Here is a 22,855-nt window from a genome sequence, read left to right as displayed (position 1 = left end):
GTTCTCTCATGTTTTGAACTTTTCAAATTGGCACGAGCGTCGCGCGCATATCCCACTACAGTTTCTTAGCCTCATTCCAATACACATCCATTTCCGCCAGAGTCATGTCGCTTAATGGCTTTCCTAATTCTTTAGCTTTAGATTCTAGGTATTGAAAACGTTTGATAAATTTTTTATTGGTTCGTTCTAGAGCGTCTTCTGCATTAACGCCTAGATGTTTACCATAATTCACGAGCGAGAAAAGCACATCGCCAAACTCTGCTTCTACCGCGTCTTGATCGCCTTTATCCACCTCAACCTTGAGTTCTACAAGTTCTTCATTTAGCTTTTCTAAAACCTGTTCCGGACGTTCCCAGTCAAATCCTACTCCGGCTACTTTTTCCTGTATTCTGGAACTTTTTACCAGCGCTGGTAAACTGTTAGGGACACCTTCCAATACACTTTTTCTTCCCTCTTTCAACTTGAGCGCTTCCCAGTTTTGTTTGACTTCCTCGGCATCTTTTACCTCAACATCTCCATATATATGTGGATGACGCGAAACTAATTTATCGCAAATTCCATGAGCCACGCTGGCAATATCAAAAGAACCCGTCTCTGAACCTATTTTTGAGTAGAAAATGATGTGGAGCAGCAAGTCTCCCAGTTCTTTTGGAATTTCATCCATATCACTATCTAGGATCGCATCGCCCAGTTCATAGGTTTCCTCAATCGTTAAATGACGCAAGGATTGCAATGTTTGCTTGCGGTCCCATGGACATTCTTCTCGCAGAGTATCCATGATCGTTAGCAGTCGATCCAGCGCTTCCAGTTGATCTTTTCTATTATTCATTGTTCTCATTTAAGTTGAGGCTTGAAGTTCGTATTTTCGTTGTTTAGAGGTGAGGTAGATAATCTTTCTATAATTCCGCTTTCGCGAAAGCGAAACATTAGAATTAAATGCAGTAACAAGATAAATTACGTCAAAATCTCCACACGATCTTAGTTGGTATAAAATTAGATAGCATCACAACAAACAGCATTAAAATGAAGTACATACTTATCAGTTTTTGTTCACTACTTGCAATTTCACAGATGAATGCGCAGCAATATATAATGGATGACGAGGTGTCCACTACTGCCGTAGCGGTTGACAACGAGATGAAAATACTATACTTCACAGCTACCTGGTGTGGACCTTGCCGTATGATGAAACCTGCAATTGAGGCGATAGATAAAGACCCTAAAAGTCCCGGCAAAATATATAAAATGGATATTGATCAAAACATAACCGACGATATTCTCAAGGTTCCGGGCGTTCCAACATTCATCTTCCTTAAAAATGGAACGGTCATTGACCAGCACACCGGTGCTATGAATGATACCGACCTGAAAGCCCTTATTGCTAGAAACGCAAAACGACCAGCGACAAAGGAATTATTAGCTTATCAACCCGTGCCTACTAAATACAAGGTGGTTACAGGAAAGCACCCCAAATTAACTAAGCGAAATCTGACCAAATTATGGTACCATGATGAACTGCTGGCTCAAACTGCCGCTTCAATCAGCGATAATTTAACTGATAAACAAGATTTACTATCCGGACTTTCCCTTATTAATCGTGCGATTGAAATTAATAAGTCCAGCAAAAATTTAGTAATAAAATCAAACTTACTTAGCAAATTAGGCTCTAAAAAAGAAGCCCTAGCTACCGAAAAGGAAGCTAAGGCTTTGAAGATCTCTCGAAAGTAAACCTCTTTAAAAATCCAGCATTAAATAATCCTGAAGTTAAATCCCCTTCACAAAATCACTGTATAAATCATTGAACTGATAACCCTCTGTAAATCTCTTTTTACTGAGCTTATCAAACTCGACCAGTGCCCAAAGGATAAACTCCTTTAGGAAATAGCGATCTTCTTTGGTTGTTTCTGGTTGGTATTTCTGGATGAGATCTTCTAATGGCCCAACTTGATCAATCAACTCTTTGTAATCAGAATCATTTAACTCATCCAATAATTCTAATGCATCGCTGTTAAAGAACCATTCTACCAACTTATCATATGGAGTTTCCTCGTCTGGCTTTTTGAGCTTTTTCAATTCAGGAAAGTATTCAGGGAATAAGGTCTTGATTGCCTCGCCTATCAGTTCGTTTGCTACAAATGCAGCTCCTTCTTGTTCGCCCTCATACACCAACTCAATCTTACCAGTAATGGATGGAATTACTCCAGCAAAATCAGATAGTCTCACCGTTGTTTTATCATCGCCATTCATCAGCGCTCGGCGCTCTGCAGTACTTAATAGATTTTCATAAGCGGTAATACTCATACGAGCACTTACACCACTTTTTTCATCTACATACTCACTCTCGCGAGCTGCAAAACTGATTTGTTCCAAGAGATCTTTTGCTAATTCAGGAACATAAACGCCATCTTTGGTACGCTCATCATTTTTAGCCTCTTGCTGTGTGATGGTTTTGGCAATCTGAATGTTCTCTGGGTAATGGGTCAAGATTTGAGAACCTATTCTATCCTTCAACGGAGTAACTATACTACCACGGTTGGTATAATCTTCTGGGTTTGCAGTGAACACAAACTGCATATCAAGAGCAAGTCTCAATTTAAAACCGCGAATTTGTATGTCGCCTTCCTGTAAAATATTGAAAAGAGCTACTTGTATTCTTGCCTGTAAATCTGGAAGTTCATTGATGACGAAAATACAGCGGTTTGCCCGCGGTATCATTCCATAATGGATCACGCGATCATCAGCATAACTCAGCTTAAGGTTTGCTGCTTTTATAGGGTCGATATCTCCTATCAAGTCAGCAACGGTAACATCTGGAGTGGCTAGTTTTTCATAGAATCGATCATCGCGGTGCAACCAAGAAATAGGGGTTTCATCACCATGTTCCTTGATCAATTCGATCGCTGTTCTAGACAGTGGCTGGAATGGATCGTCATGAATCTCACTTTCTGTAACGTATGGGATGTATTCATCCAGCAAACCGGTCATCAACCGTGCTAATCTCGTTTTGGCCTGACCACGCAATCCCAATAGATTTATATTGTGCCTGGAAAGTATAGCTCGTTCTAATTCTGGAATCACGCTATTTTCATAACCATGAATTCCCTTGAAAGATTCTGTACCGCTTTTGATGTTTTCCTTAAGGTTATCTCTCAGTTCCTCTTTAATGGATTTTGATTCCCATCCCGATTTCTTGAGATCGCCTATCGTTTTTATATCTTTTGTATTCATATCCTATTTTGAAATTGAAGCTGAACTTGAATTCGAACTTCAATGAATTTTGTTTTTAGTTTATTTTTCTTGCCTGCCGTGAGTTATCGTTTCAATCTTGCTTAAGCCCCATTGTCCTGCGGACATTTCTCCAAAGGAGAAAAAAGTTAATTCAGATTTTGAACCGTTTTTATTTCATCATTTAATCTCCTGATCTTCTCATTTAAACTTCTCCCTGTTTTTCTTTTTGTTCCTGTGTTGGTCTCATTACCTTCAGCACCTCTTCAGCGGAGAAAGTAAGCCGAATCAAAATTTGAACTTTTTTTCTCATTTTCTCATCTTCACATTAACAAATCAACCAATCAATAAATCATTTCATCCTCTTTCTCCTATTTGCCTCGTAATCATGGAAGATCATTTCTCCTAAACCTTGTAATCCTGTGAAGAATGCTTTTCCTTGGTTTGCTTCTGTAAATTGATCAATGAATCGCTGGAGGTAAGGATCATTTGCAATCATAAATGTGGTAATGGGAATGTGCAACCTTCTGGCCTGTGCGGCCATTGTGTAACATTTCTCCACGATATATTCATCCAGCCCGTTGGAATTTTTATAATAGCGACCGTCCTTTAAACGCAGGCAGCTAGGCTTCCCATCGGTTATCATAAAAATTTGTTTGTTGGTATTTCTCTTACGGCGCAGGATATCCATTGCGAGTTGTAGTCCCGCAACAGTATTCGTATGATATGGACCTACCTTCAGATAGGGTAAATCTGCTATTTTGATGGGCCAGGCATCGTTCCCGAAAACTATAATATCCAGCGTATCCTTAGGATATCTAGTTGTAATTAACTCCGCCAGTGCCATGGCTACTTTTTTTGCGGGTGTAATTCGGTCTTCTCCGTAAAGTATCATAGAATGCGAAATGTCGATCATCAACACCGTACTCATTTGCGCTTTAAATTGAGAATCCTCAACAATCAAATCACTTTCTGCGAGATGAAAATCATCCATTCCATGATTAATTTGAGCGTTGCGCAAACTCTCTGTCATGGAAATTCTATCCAGTCCATCACCAAATCTATATTCTCTTAAGTCACCCGTATGCTCATCACCAGCGCCTAATTTATTGGTTTTATGATTCCCGGTCAATCCTTTACGCATATTACCAAAAATCTGATCTAAGGCATGCTTACGCAGGAGTTGTTCGGTTTTGGCAGTGATATTATATTTTCCAGGACCCTTGCCTTCCTCATCTCCTTCTCCATCGCCACCTTTTTCTGGGTCAAATTCCTCACGTATGTAACCGCGCTCCTTAAGGTCCTCAATAAAATCGTCAATGGTGTATTCTGGAGTCGTCAATTTATACTCTGTATCTAACTCTCGCAGCCAGTCAATGGCCTCATCAAAATCACCAGAAGTATGCGTGATCAGCTCCTTAAAAATATCGAAAAGCTTATCAAATGGGTCGAGATCCTTTGGGTTAAAGTGCTCAAACTTAAAACCACTTCTTTCTTGTCTCATCATATGTTAAAGATAGTCGGCAAAAGCTCAGGAAATTTACGCTCTTGGGCATTTAACATGGCTTTATGTAAGCATCAACGGTCTTTTCCAAAGGTGTTTCTAAAATTGTTGAGAGTTTTATGACGAGTTCGCTTTCGCGAAAGCGATATGACAAAGAAGTTCCTGCACTTGAATAGCGGTACAAAAGCGAAGAAGCCTTAAATTTGCAGGTTTTTACAAAATTATGACACATAATAAGATGAATCCATGGCACGACGTAAGCTATGGCGAGAATGCGCCGGAAAGCGTTGTAGGCATTATTGAGATTCCTAAAAATACAAGAGCAAAATACGAACTGGATAAGGAGAGTGGTATGTTGATACTGGATCGGGTAATTTACTCCTCCATGTACTATCCTACGAACTACGGATTTATACCGCAAACCTATTGTGATGATAACGACCCACTAGATATTTTGGTGCTTTCTCAAATAGAGATCGTTCCTATGTGCCTTGTAGAGGCTAAAGTAATAGGTGTCATGCAAATGATGGACGGCGGCGAGATGGATGATAAAATTATCGCGGTAGCAGCAAACGACATGAGCGTCGCTCATTTTAATGACGTTTCTGAACTTCCTGAATTTTGGAAAAAAGAGATGCGCAACTTTTTTGAAGATTATAAGAAGCTGGAAAACAAAACGGTAAATGTGGATGATTTCCAGGGTCGTGAAAAAGCGATGGAAATTGTTAATCAATCCATAGAAGACTACAAGAAGAAATTCAACAAATAGTTCTTTAAAGTACCCATTCATAAATCTGCTGAGAGATTCTTTCAGCAGATTTTTTTTTGCTTAAAAAGATATAGAGGTTGATGTGGTCAGTCATAAACACATCAAATGCTGCTCATTTATTTATGAACGCTGAAGTTGAAATCTAAACTGATCTTTAAATAAAATTCAGCATCACAATTATGATCAGTGCTATATCGCAATTCCTATACCTTTAGGAAGAGTTAAGGATGGAATGCTGGAGCGTTTCTAAACAAAACCTTACTTTCCTTCAAGTAATATAATCCCGCTACTTAAATTTGACATCAAAATATCTAGTATGAAGACTTTATTAAAATGGATCTTGCGTTTATTGCTAGGAATATTAGCTGTTCTAGGAATCATTTTTATTACTCTAAAACTAACCTTCAACGAAGAGATTCCAGTGGGCATTCCTGGAAAACCGGCAGATGAACTGGCGCTTAAAATGCTAGAGTCGATTAAATATAAAGAGTTCCAGGAGGCTAAATTAATCTCGTGGACCTTCAGAGGTAAAAATAAATATCGCTGGGAACCTCAACAAGGACGTGTAGAAGTAAACTGGAATGATAACAGGGTGATGCTAGATACTCAAAATCCAGACTCGAGCAGTGCTTTTGAAGATAACAAACCTCTTGCAGGAGATAAAAGATCAGATGCTATTAACTACGCTGTAGAAAACTTCAATAATGACAGCTTTTGGATTGTCGCACCTTACAAGGTTATGGACCCTGGAACAGAGCGAGAAATTATTAAAGAGGACGCGCAAGAAAAATTACTGGTGCGATATACAAATGGCGGCACTACTCCTGGCGACGTTTATGTATGGAAATTAGATCAAAACTACCGACCACAAAATTTCCAGATGTGGGTAGAGATTCTACCTTTTGATGGTATTGAGGCAAAATGGGATAATTGGGAAATGACAGATGCCGATTTTCCGCTTTCTATGAAAAAATCAATTTTTGGTATAGAGATTCCGATTACCGATATCTCTGTTGAATAGATTTAATTTCTCTAGAAACTTTCCATAAATTATAATAATCCAGAGAAAACTTATTATAATAAATTAAAAATATCAAAGAAATTTTTACGGTCACGCCGTAAGAATGTTCTAGTGCTGAGGCAAAATCACCTGTCAACTGAAAAAACAGCATAAAAAACACACCTATACCAACGGCCCATTTTAGAGCAATACGCGTGTAGAGTCCCATTAAAATCATGATTGCAAGAAATAACTCCATGAATGGAATTATAGGAGTTAGATAGGTTAAAAATGAAATGGGAGAATTGTCAGTGAAATAGGACAAGGCCGTTACCATGAATTGATCCATATCCATAATGCTAGTGATAGCATGAAATAACAAATAACTTCCCATGCCTATACGACCTACCGCATAACCTATACTTCTATAATCTGTTTTATTGTATAATTCTCTCATTCTTACTTTTCAGGGGTCAAAAGTGATGCAAACATATAATTAGGTACGCAAATAACCGAATCCTATATCTCTCAATGCCTGGGAAAACGATGTTTTACCGTATTACTCGTTTAAAAGTAACTGCTATTCCAAACTTCATCAAGAGTCGGTGTTGAGAACGATATGCTCATTTTTGAGAAAACATTATAGGCTCATCAAAGCGGTATGAGGTAACTTTGCAGGATTGTAAAAAAATATGTCTGAATTTGAAGAAATGATTGAGGTACAGGGCGCTCGCGTTCATAACCTTAAGAATATTGATGTTAATATACCAAGAGAAAAACTAGTCGTAATTACAGGTCTTTCAGGATCTGGAAAGAGTTCGCTAGCCTTTGATACTATTTATGCCGAAGGTCAACGTCGTTACATAGAAACGTTCTCTGCTTATGCCCGCCAGTTTTTAGGCGGTCTTGAGCGTCCCGATGTTGATAAGATAGATGGATTATCGCCTGTTATTGCCATTGAACAGAAAACTACTTCTAAGAGCCCGCGCAGTACGGTAGGAACGATTACAGAGATTTATGATTTTCTAAGGTTGTTATTTGCTAGGGCTAGTGATGCCTATTCTTATGAAACCGGTGAGAAAATGGTAAGTTATAGTGATGAGCAAATACGCGAGCTTATCATGGAGGAATATCAAGGTCAGCGCATTAATCTGCTTGCTCCCGTAATTCGTTCCAGAAAAGGACATTATCGGGAGTTGTTTGAGCAAATTGCTAAACAAGGATTTGTAAAGGTGCGCGTCGATGGTGTTATTGTAGATATTACTAAAGGAATGAAGCTGGATCGTTACAAGATCCACGACATTGAAATGGTTATTGATCGCATCCAAGTGGGAACCAGTGAGGATGATATAAAGCGTTTAGAGGAATCTATAAATACGGCGATGTATCATGGGAATGATATTGCCATGGTCGTGCCAGAAGGCTCAAAAGAAGGTCGTTATTTCTCTAGAAATCTCATGTGCCCCACCAGCGGGATTTCCTATCCAGAACCAGAACCGAATAACTTCTCCTTTAATTCACCTAAAGGTGCATGTCCCAATTGTAATGGAATAGGCAGTCTTTATCAGGTGAATGATCAAAAAATCATTCCGGATCCCAGTCTAAGCATTAAAAAGGGAGGTCTTGCCCCCTATCCTGATAATAAGAAAAATTGGATTTTTAAACAGCTAGAGCTCATTGCTCAAAAGTTTGATTTTAAACTTACAGATCCATTAAGCGCTGTTCCAGCGGAGGCAATTCAGATGATTCTCCATGGTGGAAAAGAGTCGCTTGCTGTCGATGCTAAACAACTGGGTGTCAAAAGGAATTATAAAATTGATTTTGAAGGAATAGCAAACTTCATCGATCAGACTTATCAAAATAATGACAGTGCAAGCCTGCAGCGATGGGCAAAAGAATTTATGGATCGGGTAGAATGTCCGGTCTGTGATGGATCTCGTTTGCGCAAGGAGTCACTATTCTTTAAAGTGAACGATAAAAATATCGCCCAGCTAGCAACGATGGATATTGTAGAACTCGTTGAATGGTTTGATACTTTAGAACCCTCGCTTTCGCGAAAGCAAAAACTTATTGCCACAGAGTTATTAAAGGAAATTAGGGAACGGCTTCAATTTTTACTGGATGTAGGCCTGGATTATTTATCCTTAAACCGCGGTGCAAAATCACTTTCTGGTGGAGAAGCACAGCGCATTAGACTGGCAACTCAAATAGGGTCTCAGTTGGTAGGCGTACTGTATATATTAGATGAACCTAGCATAGGTTTGCACCAGCGCGATAATGAAAAATTGATAAATTCTCTGGAATCACTTCGTGATGTTGGGAATTCAATCATTGTAGTGGAGCATGATAAGGACATGATTCTGCGTGCAGATCATGTGATCGATATAGGACCGCATGCAGGAAGGTATGGCGGTGAGATCATTAGTGAAGGAAGTCCCCAAGAGATTTTGAAACACAATACATTGACAGCTCAGTACCTCAACGGCAAACTGGAAATTGAAATCCCGAAAACGCGTAGAAAAGGAAATGGTAAGAAAATAAGCCTCAAGGGCTGCACTGGAAATAATCTGAAAAATGTAAGTGTAGATTTTCCATTAGGTAAAATGATCGTTGTCAGTGGGGTTTCTGGTAGTGGAAAGTCCACACTGATCAATGAAACGCTTTATCCCATAATGAACGCGCACTTTTTTAATGGTGTAAAAGTTCCAATGCCCTACAAGTCCATTAAAGGTATTGACGAGTGTGATAAGGTTATCGACATTAATCAGAGTCCCATAGGAAGAACGCCGCGTTCAAACCCGGCCACCTATACAGGTACTTTTAATGAAGTACGCAGTTTATTTGCTAAAACTCCAGAAGCGTTAATTCGTGGATACAAACCAGGAAGATTTAGCTTTAACGTTAAAGGCGGGCGCTGTGAAACCTGCAGGGGTGGTGGTTTGCGAGTTATTGAAATGAATTTTCTTCCAGACGTTTATGTGACTTGTGAGACCTGTCAAGGAAAACGTTTTAATAGAGAAACGCTAGAAATACGTTATAAGGGAAAATCAATTAGCGACGTTTTAAACATGACGATCAATGAAGCAACTGATTTTTTTGAACCCATTCCTAAAATCTACAGGAAACTTAAAACGATCAAAGATGTAGGTTTAGGTTACATTACGTTAGGTCAGCAATCCACGACTTTATCTGGAGGAGAAGCGCAACGTATAAAACTCGCTACGGAACTTTCAAAACGAGATACGGGAAACACCTTTTATATTCTAGATGAACCCACTACTGGTTTGCACTTTGAAGATATTAGAGTATTATTACAGGTCCTAAATGAACTAGTAGAAAAAGGAAATACGGTACTTGTGATTGAGCATAACATGGATGTCATAAAAATCGCAGATTATGTTATTGATATAGGATTAGAGGGCGGACGCGGCGGCGGCGAAGTGATCGCCACGGGAACTCCAGAACAGGTAGCTAAAAATAAAATAAGCCACACGGCTAGATTTTTAAAGAAAGAATTGAAGTAGAATTATGAGAAAGCAGATAAGAGAAAAAGGATGGAACGACTTGAAAACCAATGATAGTTGGGCAACTTTCAAAATACTTTCAGAATTTGTAATGGGATATGAACGCATGAGCCGCATAGGCCCTTGCGTTTCTATTTTTGGAAGCGCGCGTTTAAAGCCTGGAAGCAAATACTATGAACTTGCTGTGGAAGTTGCAGAGAAAATAGTTGAAAATGGTTATGGTGTCATCACCGGTGGTGGTCCTGGAATTATGGAAGCAGGAAATAAAGGGGCTCATACCGCTGGGGGAACCTCAGTAGGATTAAACATTGCATTGCCTTTTGAGCAACATGACAATCCTTATATCGACAGCGATAAAAGTCTTGACTTTGACTACTTTTTTGCCCGCAAGGTGATGTTCGTTAAATACTCTCAAGGATTTATTGTGATGCCAGGAGGTTTTGGAACCTTAGATGAATTGTTTGAGGCCATCACGTTAATCCAGACAAAAAAAATAGGGAAATTCCCGATTATTTTGATGGGTACCGAGTTTTGGGAAGGGTTACTTCAATGGGTAAGAAGTACTTTAGACGAGAAGTTTTTTACAGTCAGTCCAGAAGATATCGATCTTTTACACCTTGTTGACACTAGCGAAGAAGCGGTAGAAATTATTAATGAATTTTACAAAACATATTCCCTAAGTCCTAATTTCTAACATTGGGGAATAGTTTTTGAACTTAAGCGTACTTTGCAGCGCTATTGAAATTGCATACCCTAAACTCTCCAATCTTAAGCGTTACCTCTAATCCATTTTTGTTTTTGAAACATTTAAGATTTGTAATTTACCTTATTCCCTTACTTTCATTTTCCCAACAGGAAAGTAAGATAATCGCATACCTACATCCGGAAAAAGATCAATTAAAAATTGAACAGTCCATCACGATTATCAATAATTCCAATGATAATTGGGATCGTGTTGTCTTATTAGACTGGGCAAATTCATTTAGTAGTGTTGAAACAGCACTAGCAGATCGTTTTGCACAAGATTTTAAAAACAGATTCCAGTTTTCAAGTGATGAGGATAGAGGAAGAACTGTATTTAGTGATCCTATTCCCACGGCAGACTTCAAAATAAGCCGAGTTGAAGATCAAAAAGACATCGTAGAACTGTTACTGGACACACCGTTATTACCAGGAGCATCAAAAACATTTATACTCAAATATGATGTTGAGATTCCTAATAATGCCTTTACAGGTTATGGAAAAACAAGTAAAGGGGATTACAATCTACAATACTGGTATCTGCATCCGGCGGTATATCATGATGGTAAATGGGATTATTATTCCCATAAAGATTTGAATGATTTTTATGGCGCACTCATGGATTTCACCATTTCTTTACATGTGCCTAGTAATTTTCATGCCACCAGCAGCATACCTATACAGCTGGAAGCACCTGCTGCAGATTACAACAGCTATCTTTTTGAAGGTACGGATTACAACGGTGCTGACTTGTATATTAGGAAAAAGGCAAACCAATTCAAGCGCTTCTCTACTACCGAATTAACCATAGTTTCAGACCTAGAAGAGGAAAGTCTAGCGGATGAAATGAAAGTTGTAGTTCTCAAAAAGATTTCAAAATTTCTTACAGAGCATTTAGGTGCATATCCACATGATGAGATCTTAATATCAAATGAGTTTTATAAAGAAAGTCCTGTATACGGATTGAGTTCCCTACCTAGTTTTATTAATCCATTTCCAGATGGATTTGGTTATGAGATACGTATGTTAAAAGCGATGACTCGCAAATGGGTTCAAAACGGTTATTTGCTTAATTCTAGAAAGGAATTTTGGTTAGATAATGCCATTACCATTTATACCATGATGAAATATCAGGAAATGAACTATCCCGATTTAAACATTGTAGGTAAATTTAGTAAAGTCTGGGGGTTGCGCGGGTTTAACGTAGCAAAACTCAAATTTAATGATCAGTATTCCTTGCTATTCCTAAACACTGCTAGACTCAATCTTGATCAAGCGCTAACAACCCCAGCAGATAGTCTGGTCAAATACAATCAAGAATTAGGACTGGCTTATAAAGCGGGAGTTGGTTTTCTGTATCTAGATGACTATTTAAAAGACGGGTCCCTAGATCGAGCGATTAAGAAATTGTACAATCCGCAGGCGCTTAACCCTATAGAAACTAAAGATTTTAGAATCATCTTGAATGCAGAAACTACTAAGGATACAGATTGGTTTTTTGACGATTACATCACATCGCACGTACGCATGGACTGGAAGATTCGCTCGATTTCAAAATCTGCTGATTCCTTGACGGTTAAATTAAAGAACAAATCTGGGAGGATGCTGCCGGTTCCACTTTATACCTTGAACAATGATAGTATTGTTTCTAAAGAATGGATCCCTGCTTTTGCAAGAGATACTACCATTACGCTTTCGCGAAAGCGAGCAAATCGACTAGCTCTTAACTACGAACAGCTAATTCCAGAGTTTTCACAACGAGACAACTATAGAACGTTAAAGAATTTTCCCAGTATAAATAGACCGTTGCAACTCAGATTATTTAAGGATGTCGAAAATCCAGCGAAAACGGAAGTTTTTTTAATACCCGATTTAGGGTATAATCTTTATGATGGGGTAAGTCTGGGAGCTCGATTTTACAATGGTAACTTACTTCCTAAGCCCTTCAATTATAGTCTTAATCCTACCTATGGTTTTACCTCTAGAAAATTGATAGGATCTGTAGGGTTCTCATACAGTCATCCTATACAAGATCGATCAGAAAGGTTGTATGAAGTGAGGTATGGGTTGACGGCAAACACGTTTTCATACGAGCAGAATTTATTGTATCGTAAGTTTTCAAGTTATCTAAATCTATCCTACAGACCCGAAGATTTGCGCAGTAATAAACGACAACGTCTAACCTTTAGAAACGTTTTAGTGAGTAGGGAGCGCAGCGACATAAATCCAGTTTCAGAGCCAGACTACAACGTATTTAACATCAACTGGTCGCATTCAGATCCTAATTTTAGAAGATACTTCTCTTATGGTATCGGGACAGAAATCTCTACAAAATTTGGTAAAATTGACGGCCGTGTAGAATGGCGTAAACTTTTCAAAGACAACCGGCAGCTTAATATTAGAGTTTTTGCAGGAGCCTTTCTGTACAATGACACTGGAAACGATGACTTTTTTTCCTATGCTCTTGACCGTCCCACAGATTATCTCTTTGATTACAATTATTATGGTAGATCTGAGGACTCTGGACTTTTCTCACAACAATTAATTGTTGCAGAAGGTGGTTTTAAATCTCAGTTAGAACCCACTTTTGCAAATAAATGGATTACCACTGCAAATGCTTCTTATAGTATTTGGAAATATATTTATGCTTATGGCGACATAGGACTGGTGAAAAATTCAGATAGAAATGCTCAGTTTGTTTATGACAGCGGTGTACGAGTCAACCTGCTGCAAGATTATTTTGAACTTTATTTCCCTTTATACAGTAATAAAGGATGGGAAATAGCACAAAAGGATTACGATCAAAAAATCCGGTTTATTGTCACTCTTGACATAAATACTTTTATCAATCTTTTCAAGAGACGATGGTATTGATCCGGTTGGAACTCGATGGGCATTTTATTATCTTTGTAGATAACCCATTTTTTATCTATGCACCCACAAGAAACAACGGAACAGCCTCTATTACAAGAAGATTTCAAAAACGAAATTCTTAAAGATTATAAAATTGCAGTCACCAGTCGGGAATGTAGCTTATTAGGCCGTCGCGAGGTGTTGACGGGAAAGGCTAAATTCGGAATTTTTGGCGATGGTAAAGAATTGCCACAGCTTGCATGGGCACGTGCTTTTAAAAATGGCGATTTCCGTAGTGGTTATTATAGGGATCAAACTTTTATGATGGCGATTGAAGAGCTAACTATTCAGCAATTTTTTGCTGGTTTGTATGCTAACACAGATATCGCTCAAGAACCTATGAGTGCTGGCCGGCAAATGGGTGGCCATTTTGCTACTCACAGTTTAAAGGAAGACGGTTCGTGGAAACGATTGATCGATCAAAAAAATTCTAGTGCAGATATTTCTCCTACGGCAGCTCAGATGCCTAGACTTTTAGGACTGGCACAAGCTTCAAAAATATACAGACATAACGATAAGATCGCAGAGGACAACGGTTTTTCTAACAAGGGAGACGAGGTTGCTTGGGGAACGATAGGAAATGCGAGTACTAGTGAAGGTCATTTCTGGGAAACCTTTAATGCGGCTGGAGTTTTACAGGTTCCCATGGTAATTAGCGTGTGGGATGATGAGTATGGAATTAGTGTACATGCAAGACATCAAACTACCAAAGAAAACATTAGCAAGATTCAGGCTGGATTCCAGCGGGACGAAAATGATGAAGGGTACGAACTTCTAGAAGTTAAGGGTTGGAACTATACAGAGTTGATGGACGTGTATCAAAAGGCGGGTGAAATCGCTAGGGAAGAACATGTGCCCGTGATGATTCATGTACAGGAATTGACACAACCACAAGGTCACTCCACGAGTGGATCTCATGAGCGTTATAAAAATGAAGAGCGTCTTAACTGGGAACGCGAGCATGATTGTAACGTAAAGTTTCGCGAGTGGATTTTAGAAATGGAACTTGCTACAGAAGAGGAATTATCAGCTACTGAAAAAGATATAAAAAAGAGCGTTAGAGAAGGTAAAAAAGCAGCTTGGGAAGCATTCATAAATCCCATTAAGGCAGAAAAAGCTACCGTACTTCCACTTTTGAAAGCAGTGGCAAACTCCTCATCAAATAAAAACTTTATCCTCCCACTAGTCGATGACTTTGAGGGCTCTACGGATCCCATGCGCAAAGCACTTATGGAAACAGTGCGCAAAACATTACGCATGACCTTAAAGGAAAGTAGTCCTGCGATAACTGAGTTGAGAAACTGGTCCATTAAATACATAGAAAGCCAAAACAAAAATTACGGAGAATTTCTTCATAGCGAGTCACAATGGGCAGCGGCAAATATAGAAGCTGTAAAACCAGAATATAATGACGAAGCAGAAATGGTCGATGCTCGCGTTATTATGCGTGATAATTTTGATGCCTTATTTGATAAATACCCAGAAGTTTTAATTTTTGGTGAGGATGCAGGTGCGATAGGTGATGTAAATCAAGGCCTAGAGGGAATGCAGGAAAAATATGGAGCATTGCGAGTAGCAGATGCTGGAATCCGCGAAGCCACTATTCTAGGTCAGGGAATAGGAATGGCAATGCGAGGATTGCGTCCCATTGCAGAGATTCAATATCTAGATTATATCCTTTACTGCCTGCAGTTGATGAGTGATGATCTAGCCACTCTTCAATATAGAACTGCTGGTAAGCAAAAAGCACCATTGATCATAAGAACTCGTGGTCATAGATTAGAAGGAATATGGCACAGTGGATCCCCTATGGGAGGGATCATTAATTTAGTGAGAGGAATTCATGTTTTAGTACCACGTAATATGACGCAAGCCGCAGGATTCTATAATACATTATTAGAGTCTGACGAACCTGCTGTTATCGTAGAGTGTTTGAACGGGTATCGTCTAAAAGAGAAGATGCCTAGCAATCTAGCGGAATTTAAAACTCCTGTTGGTAAAGTAGAAGTTCTCAGAAATGGATCTGATATCACTATAGTTTCCTATGGATCAACATTGCGAATCGTTATGGAGGCTGCTGAAATTCTTGAAACAGTTGATATTGATGTTGAAGTTATAGATGTTCAATCTTTATTACCATTTGACCTGGAACACGATATTGTAAAAAGTGTAGCAAAAACAAACCGCTTGTTGATTGTAGATGAAGATGTGCCAGGCGGTGCCAGCGCATTTATCTTAAATGAGATCTTAAATACACAAAATGCGTGGAAGGTGTTAGACAGCAAACCAGAATGTCTAACCGCTAAAGCACATCGTCCAGCATATGGAACCGATGGAGATTACTTTTCTAAACCTAGTTCTGATGACATATTTGATAAAATTTATCAAATTATGAATGAGGCACAACCTAGTAAGTATATTAAAAACTTTTAATGTCTCAGTCTGAAGTTCCACTGACAAGCGCCTGGAGGCGTAAGCTGCATGAAATAATTTACGAAGCAGATACACCTGCAGGTAAACTATTTGATATCCTATTGTTGGTGGTAATTATCTTCAGTGTGATATTAGTTTTACTAGAAAGTGTCCCTAGATTAGGTAAACTTTATTCTGAGGAATTTATACAAGCAGAATGGGTAATTACAATTTTCTTTACTATAGAATATTTTTTGCGCATTATTGCGATTAATAAGCCTACTAAATATATTTTTAGCTTTTATGGAATAATTGATTTCCTTTCAACGATTCCACTTTATTTAACCTTCATATTGCCAGGTGGTTATAATGCCTTACTGGCCGTACGCTCCCTCAGGTTATTGCGTGTATTCAGAATATTAAAAATTACTAGATTCATAGGAGAGGCAGATAAGCTCACGAAAGCTATTAAGTCAAGTTTGCCTAAGATTCTGGTCTTTTTGTTTGCTGTAGTTGTGATATCAATCATCATGGGAACCTTAATGTACCTAGTAGAAGGAGCAGAAAGTGGTTTTGTGAGCATTCCAGTTTCCATCTACTGGTGTATTGTAACATTGACTACCGTAGGTTTTGGGGACATTGCGCCAGTAACGCCTTTAGGTCAACTTCTAGCCACAATAATAATGATTATGGGTTATGGAATCATTGCCGTTCCCACTGGAATTGTGAGTGCAGAATATACTAATGCTCCAAAAAATAATGATAATCAGGTTAAAAAGAATCCAGAGTACCGTCATGTAAACACTCAGGTTTGTCAGAATTGTTTAGCTAAAAAACATCAAGACGGAGCCGTGTATTGTCACAACTGTGGATATTCTCTATAGATGACTATGAAGAAGCTCATAACGATTATAGGTCCTACGGCTATAGGGAAAACCTCTCTAAGCATCGCTTTCGCGAAAGCGTATAATACCCATATAATTTCTTGCGATTCACGTCAATTCTATAAGGAAATGAGCATAGGAACAGCCGTTCCTACTACATTTGAACTTTCTCAAGCACCGCACCACTTCATTCAAAATATGAGTGTGGAGCAATCCTACAGCGTCGGCGATTTTGAAAAAGATGCTATAAGTTTACTTGATGAATTATTTAAAAATCATGATGTGATAATCATGGTAGGTGGCAGTGCATTATATGAGAAGGCAGTCACTCATGGGCTCGATGATTTTCCAGAAGTCTCAGAAAGCGTGAATTCAGAGTTAGAATTACAGCTAGAATCATTAGGATTACCGTTTCTAGTAGCAGAATTACAACAAGTAGATCCAGAGTATTTTAAAGAAGTGGATCAATCAAATCCACGACGTATCCTACGTGCACTAGGAATATATCGCTCTAGTGGGCGACCATTTTCCAGCTTTAGAAGCAGTCAAAGTAAGTCAAGAAAGTTTGAAGTTGTAAAAGTAGGACTTGAAGCATCGCGAGAGGAGTTGTACGATCGCATCAATAAAAGAGTTGATGATATGTTAGAGCGAGGTCTGGTCCAAGAAGCAGAAAAACTAAAGGACTTCAAAGAACTCCCATCGCTTAAAACCGTGGGCTATCAGGAATTATTCCCATACTTTGATGGAGCTTATGATCTCGAGGAGGCTATTAGATTGACCAAACGCAATTCAAGAAGATTTGCAAAACGACAGATGACCTGGTATAGAAAAGATTCCAGTGTTCATTGGTTTTCCTATAAGACCAGCCACACAAAAATTGTGCAGCAGGTCCAGGAATTATTTATGGAATCTTAGTGTCTATTTAATTAATAATCGACTTGATCCTTAATTAGTAAACGGAAACCTTCACCGTGAATATTTACAATTTCCACGTTATCATCTGGTTTCAAGTACTTACGTAATTTTGCTATGTAAACATCCATAGATCTAGATGTGAAATAATTATCATCTCTCCAGATTTTAGTTAACGCTAATTCTCTAGGCATTAAATCGTTCAAGTGTAACGCAAGCAAACGCAATAATTCATTTTCCTTAGGAGAAAGTTTGATAGGCTCTTGATCTGCATATGAAAGGAATCTCAACTTTGAATTCAAATGGAAACTTCCTATTTGAAATTCAAATTCTTTAGAATCAGCAATGCTGTCTTGTCCCTTGCGTTGTATGATCGCTTTTACTTTCATTAATAGCACTTCGCTATCAAATGGCTTATTCAAATAATCATCTGCTCCTACTTTGTAACCACGCAACACATCTTCCTTCATTGCTTTTGCGGTCAAGAAAACGATAGGTACGTCCTCGTTCTTCTCACGAATTTCTTTGGCAAGCGTGAAACCATCTTTGTAAGGCATCATTACATCAAGAATACAAAGATCATAATTGTCCTTCTTAAATTTTTCAAAGCCTTCCATTCCATTTTTTGCATGAACAACATCAAAATCGTTCATGATTAGATAATCTTTAAGAACAGTTCCAAAATTCGGGTCGTCTTCTACCAGCAGTATCTTTTTGTTTTCGGTTTCCATAAATATTAAATTTAATGATTGATTGATTTTAAACTATTAAAGGTAAGTGAATTGAGAATGTACTTCCTTTTCCTTTGACACTTTGTACGTATATTTCTCCTTCATGATCTTCTAAGATTCGTCTTGAGTAGGCGAGACCTAATCCATGACCTTTTACATTGTGGATATCTCCAGTGTGCTCTCTGAAGAATTTCTGGAAAGCCTTACGTTGTGCAGACTTACCCATCCCTATTCCTTGATCGCGTATCTTAATTACCAGTTTATTCTTTACATTCTCCGTAAAAACATCAATAATAGGCGATTCCTCCGTGTATTTGATGGCGTTTTCTAATATGTTGACTAATACATTAGTCATATGACTTTCATTACCTAACACCACAGTTCTAAGTGCTCCTAAATGTGTCTTTATAACGCCGTTCTTTTCTTCCAATAATAGTTGAACGTGAGACATACTATCTTCCAACAATTCATTTATATCAATTCTCGACTTCTCAAGATTGAGGTGGTTTTTTTCAAGCTTGGAAATTTGCAGTACGTTCTCCACTTGACCATGCATGCGTTTATTTTCCTCTCTAATCATTCGTAAATAATTAGTCACTTTCTCTGGATCAGAGGCAATTTTAGGATGTTTTAAAGAATCTAAAGCTAGATTAATGGTCGCAATCGGAGTTTTAAACTCGTGCGTCATATTATTAATAAAGTCTGTTTTGATTTGTGAGATTTGTCGTTGTTTGAAAATTTGACTAATCGCACTGGAATAAGCAACTACAATGACGGTTGTAAATACTAATGAAAGCAATGCCATTCCCATAATAGACGACAGTATCACCTTTTTGCGCTGCGGCATACTCACATAGAGATAATAAGGCTCAACGGTATCGTTTGTGGTTCTAAAGATGGGATATTCCCAAGTGGCATCTGGAAAATATTCAAAATTATCCGACTGAACTCTCGTAGCAAATCCATCCTGATAAATGGCATATTCAAAAGTGGCATCTATCTGGCGATCTTTCAACTCATTTGCAATGAGTCCAGATATCTCTTGAGCAGTTACACGTTGAGGAAGCGGGAGAATACTATAGTAATCACTGGCATAAGCACCATAAACCTTACGTGCAAAAATATCAACTTCAGAATAACTGATGTCACTACTGATTGCTCCTTTAAAATTTCCAAACTGTGAACCTAATCCATTTGATTCGTAGAACTTTTTAAAATTGATGCTATCTAAATCTAAATCTGCCAGATGTGGATCTAGTTTATATTCTTCAATAAGAGGATTGTTATTGAGAGCGCTATTATTTTCAGCCAGTCGTTTAGTTTGTTGTGCTAATAATTGCTGGCGCAATATTTTAGGCTCAACATCACCACCTAGAGTGTCATTTAATGATTTGAGCGCAACGAGATAACTACCAATTTCTCGGTTTTCCAACTCATTTGCAACGCTTACCATAGTTTGTTTGACAGCAAAAGAAAACTGCTCGTCATTATACTGTATGCTATTCGTAATCCAGTAGATTTGGACTACAATAATCCCTATCAGGGATAAACTCATCAATCCGATTAGTGTGTAGAGTATTTTTTTTTGCACATTGCAAATTTAACAGTTAGAGAAAGTGTTAAATAGCCTTTAACCCAATATTAACTTAGGATTAAAATTAACTATCCTTATTTATTTAACATAAATTCATGGAATTTATTTACTTTAATAGGGATTTCATTAAGATCATCATTTAAGATTATGAAATCTGATTTTTCCAACCTTTCATTTTCACTCCATTGATTTTTGAGTCTTACCCTAACTTCCTGCTCTGTAATTTTATCTCTTTCCATGACTCTAGTAATTCTTTCATTTTCTGGCGCCGAAACCAATAGTACTACATCACAGTTTTTATCACCACCGGTTTCTAATAATATCGCTGCTTCATAGATAACATACTTTGATTTTTGTTGTTCCATCCACCCCTCAAAGTGAAGCTTCACTTTGGGATGCAAGATTGCATTCAAGCCTTTTAATAGGTCTGGGTTCCCAAAAACTTTTAAAGCAATAAATTCCTTATCCGCTCTTTCCGTCCCATTTTCATTGGTGTAACTAGCACTTCCTAATAATTGTTTAATCTCATCAATAGCAAGAGAGTGAGTATTTAAAATCTTTTTAGACTCTTCATCTGCGATGTAGATAGGAACACCTAATTTCTGAAACTCTCTGGCTATCGTGCTTTTACCACTGCCTATACCTCCAGTTAAACCTACAACTTTCATTGTATGATAAGAATTTGAACAGATTGTGGTTGCACTCGTGCCTCATTGATATACTTGTTATCAAATATAATTGCAGGTGTCGCAGACGCTTCTCCTGATGTTAAACCAGTCATATCAACAGTAACTGCAAAATCACTTGCATCGATAGAATCATAATCCTTTAACCTGCTCGAGAATATCACATTAACACTCTCTGGGATCAGTTTCACCTTTGCATCTGCCGGTTTATTCAAAATTGTAATGGGGATTCTTAGGGAGCCTTCGGTCATTTGAGCAGCATGAATCGTGTAACTTACTTTTTGTGGCTTAATATTCAATTTAGGATACAACTTCTTTAAATCAATTTCATGGACAACAAGGCTATCACTCACTTCAATGTCTTCAATATCTATCTTTAGATTTTCAAACGATGCGACTGAGTCATCATTACCAGTTATTGTTACCTCTTCTACATCAAACTGATTTTCACCAACTTGCTGGTAATTTCCAGTAAACCGGAGTTTGAATTCCTTTTCTAAAGAAACTCTCTTGGAAGCAAACCTTTCAAAATCTAGTTGTATTGTTTTCTTATCAATTTCTAATATTTTTATATTATCACCTACCGCAATATTAATCGCAGACTGAGAGTTCGCAGGGGAATATAACATTTTACCGTTCGATGACTTTACGAATTGTTTAAAGTCCAACGTACTTTCTGCCTTTGCATAGTTGAGCCACAAAAGAGTAAAACCGCTTGCCTGGACCTTAATAGGTACGCTTATCTTCTTAGATTTCTCATTAAGTTTGATATCAACTGGAACATTTGACCACTCAATCTTTACCGTTGTATCTTCTACATAAGTATCATTGTATCTGAACAGAAACCACAAAATTGCAGCAGCTAGCGTAAAAGCAATAAATGAAAAGAATTTGCTGTAATCGGATTTTGTCATTTTTCAAAAAATAGATTTGGGAATGCTTCGCGTTCGTTCCTTTTTTTAATACCAATTTGAATATAGCTATTTAAAAAACCCCAACCATATCCTGTAAACTGGACCAGAGCAGCATAAACACTCATAATCCCAACAGTTATACCGTTTTTGATAGAGGAACTTATAGCTATCAACCCTAAATATAAAATAATAGGAACTAAAAAATACCAGTTTCCCAATAGGAAATTGATTATCGCAAAAACTCCGTAAATTAAAAACAGTGTTGGAAACCAGTAGGTTAATTTTGAAGTTGATGGATGCCATTTGTTTAAAATCACTCGTACCATACCGAACTTTTTAACTTGCTTTTGAAACAATTTCCATGAAATGCGGCGTTCATGATATACGTGAGCTTCTTTAAAAAGGGCGGTTTCAAACCCGGCATTCCACAATCTGATGCTCAAATCTGGATCTTCACCTGGATGAATTGTACTAAATCCTTGTGTAGCTTCAAATGCCTTCTTACTAAGCCCCATATTAAAGCTGCGAGGTTGAAACCTCCCTAATTGCTCACTGCCACCACGGATTCCTCCCGTCGTTAAAAAAGAGGTCATGGAATAATTAATTGCCTTTTGAAGGTCTGTAAAACTCTCGTGAGCAGCATCGGGACCACCATAGCAGTCCGTAAAGTTGGATTTCAACTCCCGTTCCACAATTTCTAAATATCCATCCGGCACAATACAATCGCTGTCTAGAATTATAAAATAATTTCCACTAGCGTGTTGCATTCCATAGTTTCTAGAATCCCCTGGTCCTGTGTTTTCCTTATATAAGTAGGAGATATTTACGCTTTCGCGAAAGCGATTACAAACAGCTTTACTGCTTATATCTGATCCATCTTCTACCACCACAACCTCAAAAGAATGCACACTGCGAACATTGCTCAGACTCCCGAGCAATTTTTCCATTTCCGATGGCCGGTTGTAGACGGGAATAATAAATGAAAATTGTAACTCTTCCATTAGAAACTGAAAAAGGCTGTATAAACAGCCTTTTAGATATTAATT

At 38.1% G+C, this 22,855-nt stretch carries 18 protein-coding genes; 9 read left to right on the top strand and 9 right to left on the bottom strand.

Annotated features, from left to right (window positions below; all coding sequences use genetic code 11):
- Positions 1-55: 55 nt before the first annotated feature.
- The gene (gene mazG / locus IQ282_RS12005) at positions 56-829 is read right to left on the bottom strand and encodes a nucleoside triphosphate pyrophosphohydrolase (protein ID WP_194852116.1); all 774 of its coding nucleotides are present in this window, start codon (positions 827-829) and stop codon (positions 56-58) included.
- 194 nt (positions 830-1,023) lie between these two features.
- Between mazG and IQ282_RS12000 the strand changes: the two genes are divergently transcribed.
- Positions 1,024-1,728, top strand: coding sequence for a thioredoxin family protein (locus IQ282_RS12000; RefSeq protein WP_194852115.1), 705 nt, complete (start codon positions 1,024-1,026; stop codon positions 1,726-1,728).
- 36 nt (positions 1,729-1,764) lie between these two features.
- On the opposite strand, the gene IQ282_RS11995 is transcribed toward IQ282_RS12000, so the two are convergent.
- A complete protein-coding gene (locus tag IQ282_RS11995; protein WP_194852114.1) occupies positions 1,765-3,228 on the bottom strand; it encodes a MoxR family ATPase in 1,464 nt (487 codons plus the stop codon).
- A 349-nt stretch (positions 3,229-3,577) separates the two neighbouring features.
- Complete coding sequence (locus IQ282_RS11990; protein ID WP_228547320.1) at positions 3,578-4,732, bottom strand: vWA domain-containing protein; 1,155 nt, start codon at positions 4,730-4,732, stop codon at positions 3,578-3,580.
- Between the two features lie 220 nt (positions 4,733-4,952).
- Here IQ282_RS11990 and IQ282_RS11985 point away from each other — a divergent pair, with 220 nt between their 5' ends.
- Together IQ282_RS11985 and IQ282_RS11980 are read left to right on the top strand one after the other, a co-directional pair.
- Entirely contained in the window at positions 4,953-5,498 is a 546-nt protein-coding gene (locus IQ282_RS11985; RefSeq protein ID WP_228547319.1) for an inorganic diphosphatase, read from the top strand.
- 316 nt (positions 5,499-5,814) lie between these two features.
- Complete coding sequence (locus IQ282_RS11980) at positions 5,815-6,519, top strand: hypothetical protein (protein ID WP_194852112.1); 705 nt, start codon at positions 5,815-5,817, stop codon at positions 6,517-6,519.
- Here the strand turns inward: IQ282_RS11980 and IQ282_RS11975 are convergent.
- Positions 6,497-6,955, bottom strand: coding sequence for a DoxX family protein (locus IQ282_RS11975; protein ID WP_194852111.1), 459 nt, complete (start codon positions 6,953-6,955; stop codon positions 6,497-6,499). The genes IQ282_RS11980 and IQ282_RS11975 overlap by 23 nt on opposite strands.
- 235 nt (positions 6,956-7,190) lie before the next feature.
- Between IQ282_RS11975 and uvrA the strand changes: the two genes are divergently transcribed.
- From uvrA to miaA, 6 genes are all read left to right on the top strand, one after another.
- On the top strand, positions 7,191-10,022 hold the full coding sequence (uvrA, locus tag IQ282_RS11970) for an excinuclease ABC subunit UvrA (RefSeq protein WP_194852110.1): 2,832 nt from the start codon (positions 7,191-7,193) through the stop codon (positions 10,020-10,022).
- Between the two features lie 4 nt (positions 10,023-10,026).
- The gene (locus IQ282_RS11965; protein ID WP_194852109.1) at positions 10,027-10,716 is read left to right on the top strand and encodes an LOG family protein; all 690 of its coding nucleotides are present in this window, start codon (positions 10,027-10,029) and stop codon (positions 10,714-10,716) included.
- A 104-nt stretch (positions 10,717-10,820) separates the two neighbouring features.
- Complete coding sequence (locus tag IQ282_RS11960; RefSeq protein ID WP_194852108.1) at positions 10,821-13,637, top strand: gluzincin family metallopeptidase; 2,817 nt, start codon at positions 10,821-10,823, stop codon at positions 13,635-13,637.
- A gap of 57 nt (positions 13,638-13,694) precedes the next feature.
- Positions 13,695-16,109, top strand: coding sequence for an alpha-ketoacid dehydrogenase subunit alpha/beta (locus IQ282_RS11955; protein WP_194852107.1), 2,415 nt, complete (start codon positions 13,695-13,697; stop codon positions 16,107-16,109).
- On the top strand, positions 16,109-16,972 hold the full coding sequence (locus IQ282_RS11950; RefSeq protein ID WP_194852106.1) for an ion transporter: 864 nt from the start codon (positions 16,109-16,111) through the stop codon (positions 16,970-16,972). The genes IQ282_RS11955 and IQ282_RS11950 overlap by 1 nt, the downstream gene beginning before the upstream one ends.
- Before the next feature lie 6 nt (positions 16,973-16,978).
- Positions 16,979-17,887: a tRNA (adenosine(37)-N6)-dimethylallyltransferase MiaA gene (miaA, locus tag IQ282_RS11945; protein WP_317174205.1), complete on the top strand. Its 909-nt coding sequence runs from the start codon at positions 16,979-16,981 to the stop codon at positions 17,885-17,887.
- Positions 17,888-17,898: 11 nt separating this feature from the next.
- Here miaA and IQ282_RS11940 read toward each other — a convergent pair whose 3' ends face one another.
- The 5 genes from IQ282_RS11940 to IQ282_RS11920 form a co-directional block, all read right to left on the bottom strand.
- The gene (locus IQ282_RS11940; protein ID WP_194852104.1) at positions 17,899-18,615 is read right to left on the bottom strand and encodes a response regulator transcription factor; all 717 of its coding nucleotides are present in this window, start codon (positions 18,613-18,615) and stop codon (positions 17,899-17,901) included.
- A gap of 28 nt (positions 18,616-18,643) precedes the next feature.
- On the bottom strand, positions 18,644-20,206 hold the full coding sequence (locus IQ282_RS11935) for a sensor histidine kinase (RefSeq protein ID WP_317174204.1): 1,563 nt from the start codon (positions 20,204-20,206) through the stop codon (positions 18,644-18,646).
- 77 nt (positions 20,207-20,283) lie between these two features.
- Positions 20,284-20,877, bottom strand: coding sequence for a dephospho-CoA kinase (gene coaE / locus IQ282_RS11930; RefSeq protein WP_194852103.1), 594 nt, complete (start codon positions 20,875-20,877; stop codon positions 20,284-20,286).
- A complete protein-coding gene (locus tag IQ282_RS11925; protein ID WP_194852102.1) occupies positions 20,874-21,809 on the bottom strand; it encodes a YbbR-like domain-containing protein in 936 nt (311 codons plus the stop codon). The genes coaE and IQ282_RS11925 overlap by 4 nt, the downstream gene beginning before the upstream one ends.
- Positions 21,806-22,810 (bottom strand): glycosyltransferase, encoded by a 1,005-nt coding sequence (locus IQ282_RS11920; protein ID WP_194852101.1) that lies wholly within the window; start codon positions 22,808-22,810, stop codon positions 21,806-21,808. Before IQ282_RS11920 ends, IQ282_RS11925 begins: the two co-directional genes overlap by 4 nt.
- Positions 22,811-22,855: the final 45 nt, after the last annotated feature.

Source organism: Nonlabens antarcticus, from assembly GCF_015356755.1.
Classification (GTDB): Bacteria; Bacteroidota; Bacteroidia; order Flavobacteriales; family Flavobacteriaceae; genus Nonlabens; species Nonlabens antarcticus.
The sequence above is the reverse complement of the archived record's forward strand: the minus strand, read 5'-3'. Positions and strand labels throughout refer to the sequence as shown.

Bases quoted from the DNA above. Each gene is read 5' to 3' on its own strand.
- mazG (WP_194852116.1), bottom strand. From the start codon at position 829: ATGAATAATAGAAAAGATCAACTGGAAGCGCTGGATCGACTGCTAACG.
- IQ282_RS12000 (WP_194852115.1), top strand. From the start codon at position 1,024: ATGAAGTACATACTTATCAGTTTTTGTTCACTACTTGCAATTTCACAG.
- IQ282_RS11995 (WP_194852114.1), bottom strand. From the start codon at position 3,228: ATGAATACAAAAGATATAAAAACGATAGGCGATCTCAAGAAATCGGGA.
- IQ282_RS11990 (WP_228547320.1), bottom strand. From the start codon at position 4,732: ATGATGAGACAAGAAAGAAGTGGTTTTAAGTTTGAGCACTTTAACCCA.
- IQ282_RS11985 (WP_228547319.1), top strand. From the start codon at position 4,953: ATGACACATAATAAGATGAATCCATGGCACGACGTAAGCTATGGCGAG.
- IQ282_RS11980 (WP_194852112.1), top strand. From the start codon at position 5,815: ATGAAGACTTTATTAAAATGGATCTTGCGTTTATTGCTAGGAATATTA.
- IQ282_RS11975 (WP_194852111.1), bottom strand. From the start codon at position 6,955: ATGAGAGAATTATACAATAAAACAGATTATAGAAGTATAGGTTATGCG.
- uvrA (WP_194852110.1), top strand. From the start codon at position 7,191: ATGTCTGAATTTGAAGAAATGATTGAGGTACAGGGCGCTCGCGTTCAT.
- IQ282_RS11965 (WP_194852109.1), top strand. From the start codon at position 10,027: ATGAGAAAGCAGATAAGAGAAAAAGGATGGAACGACTTGAAAACCAAT.
- IQ282_RS11955 (WP_194852107.1), top strand. From the start codon at position 13,695: ATGCACCCACAAGAAACAACGGAACAGCCTCTATTACAAGAAGATTTC.
- IQ282_RS11950 (WP_194852106.1), top strand. From the start codon at position 16,109: ATGTCTCAGTCTGAAGTTCCACTGACAAGCGCCTGGAGGCGTAAGCTG.
- miaA (WP_317174205.1), top strand. From the start codon at position 16,979: ATGAAGAAGCTCATAACGATTATAGGTCCTACGGCTATAGGGAAAACC.
- IQ282_RS11940 (WP_194852104.1), bottom strand. From the start codon at position 18,615: ATGGAAACCGAAAACAAAAAGATACTGCTGGTAGAAGACGACCCGAAT.
- coaE (WP_194852103.1), bottom strand. From the start codon at position 20,877: ATGAAAGTTGTAGGTTTAACTGGAGGTATAGGCAGTGGTAAAAGCACG.
- IQ282_RS11925 (WP_194852102.1), bottom strand. From the start codon at position 21,809: ATGACAAAATCCGATTACAGCAAATTCTTTTCATTTATTGCTTTTACG.
- IQ282_RS11920 (WP_194852101.1), bottom strand. From the start codon at position 22,810: ATGGAAGAGTTACAATTTTCATTTATTATTCCCGTCTACAACCGGCCA.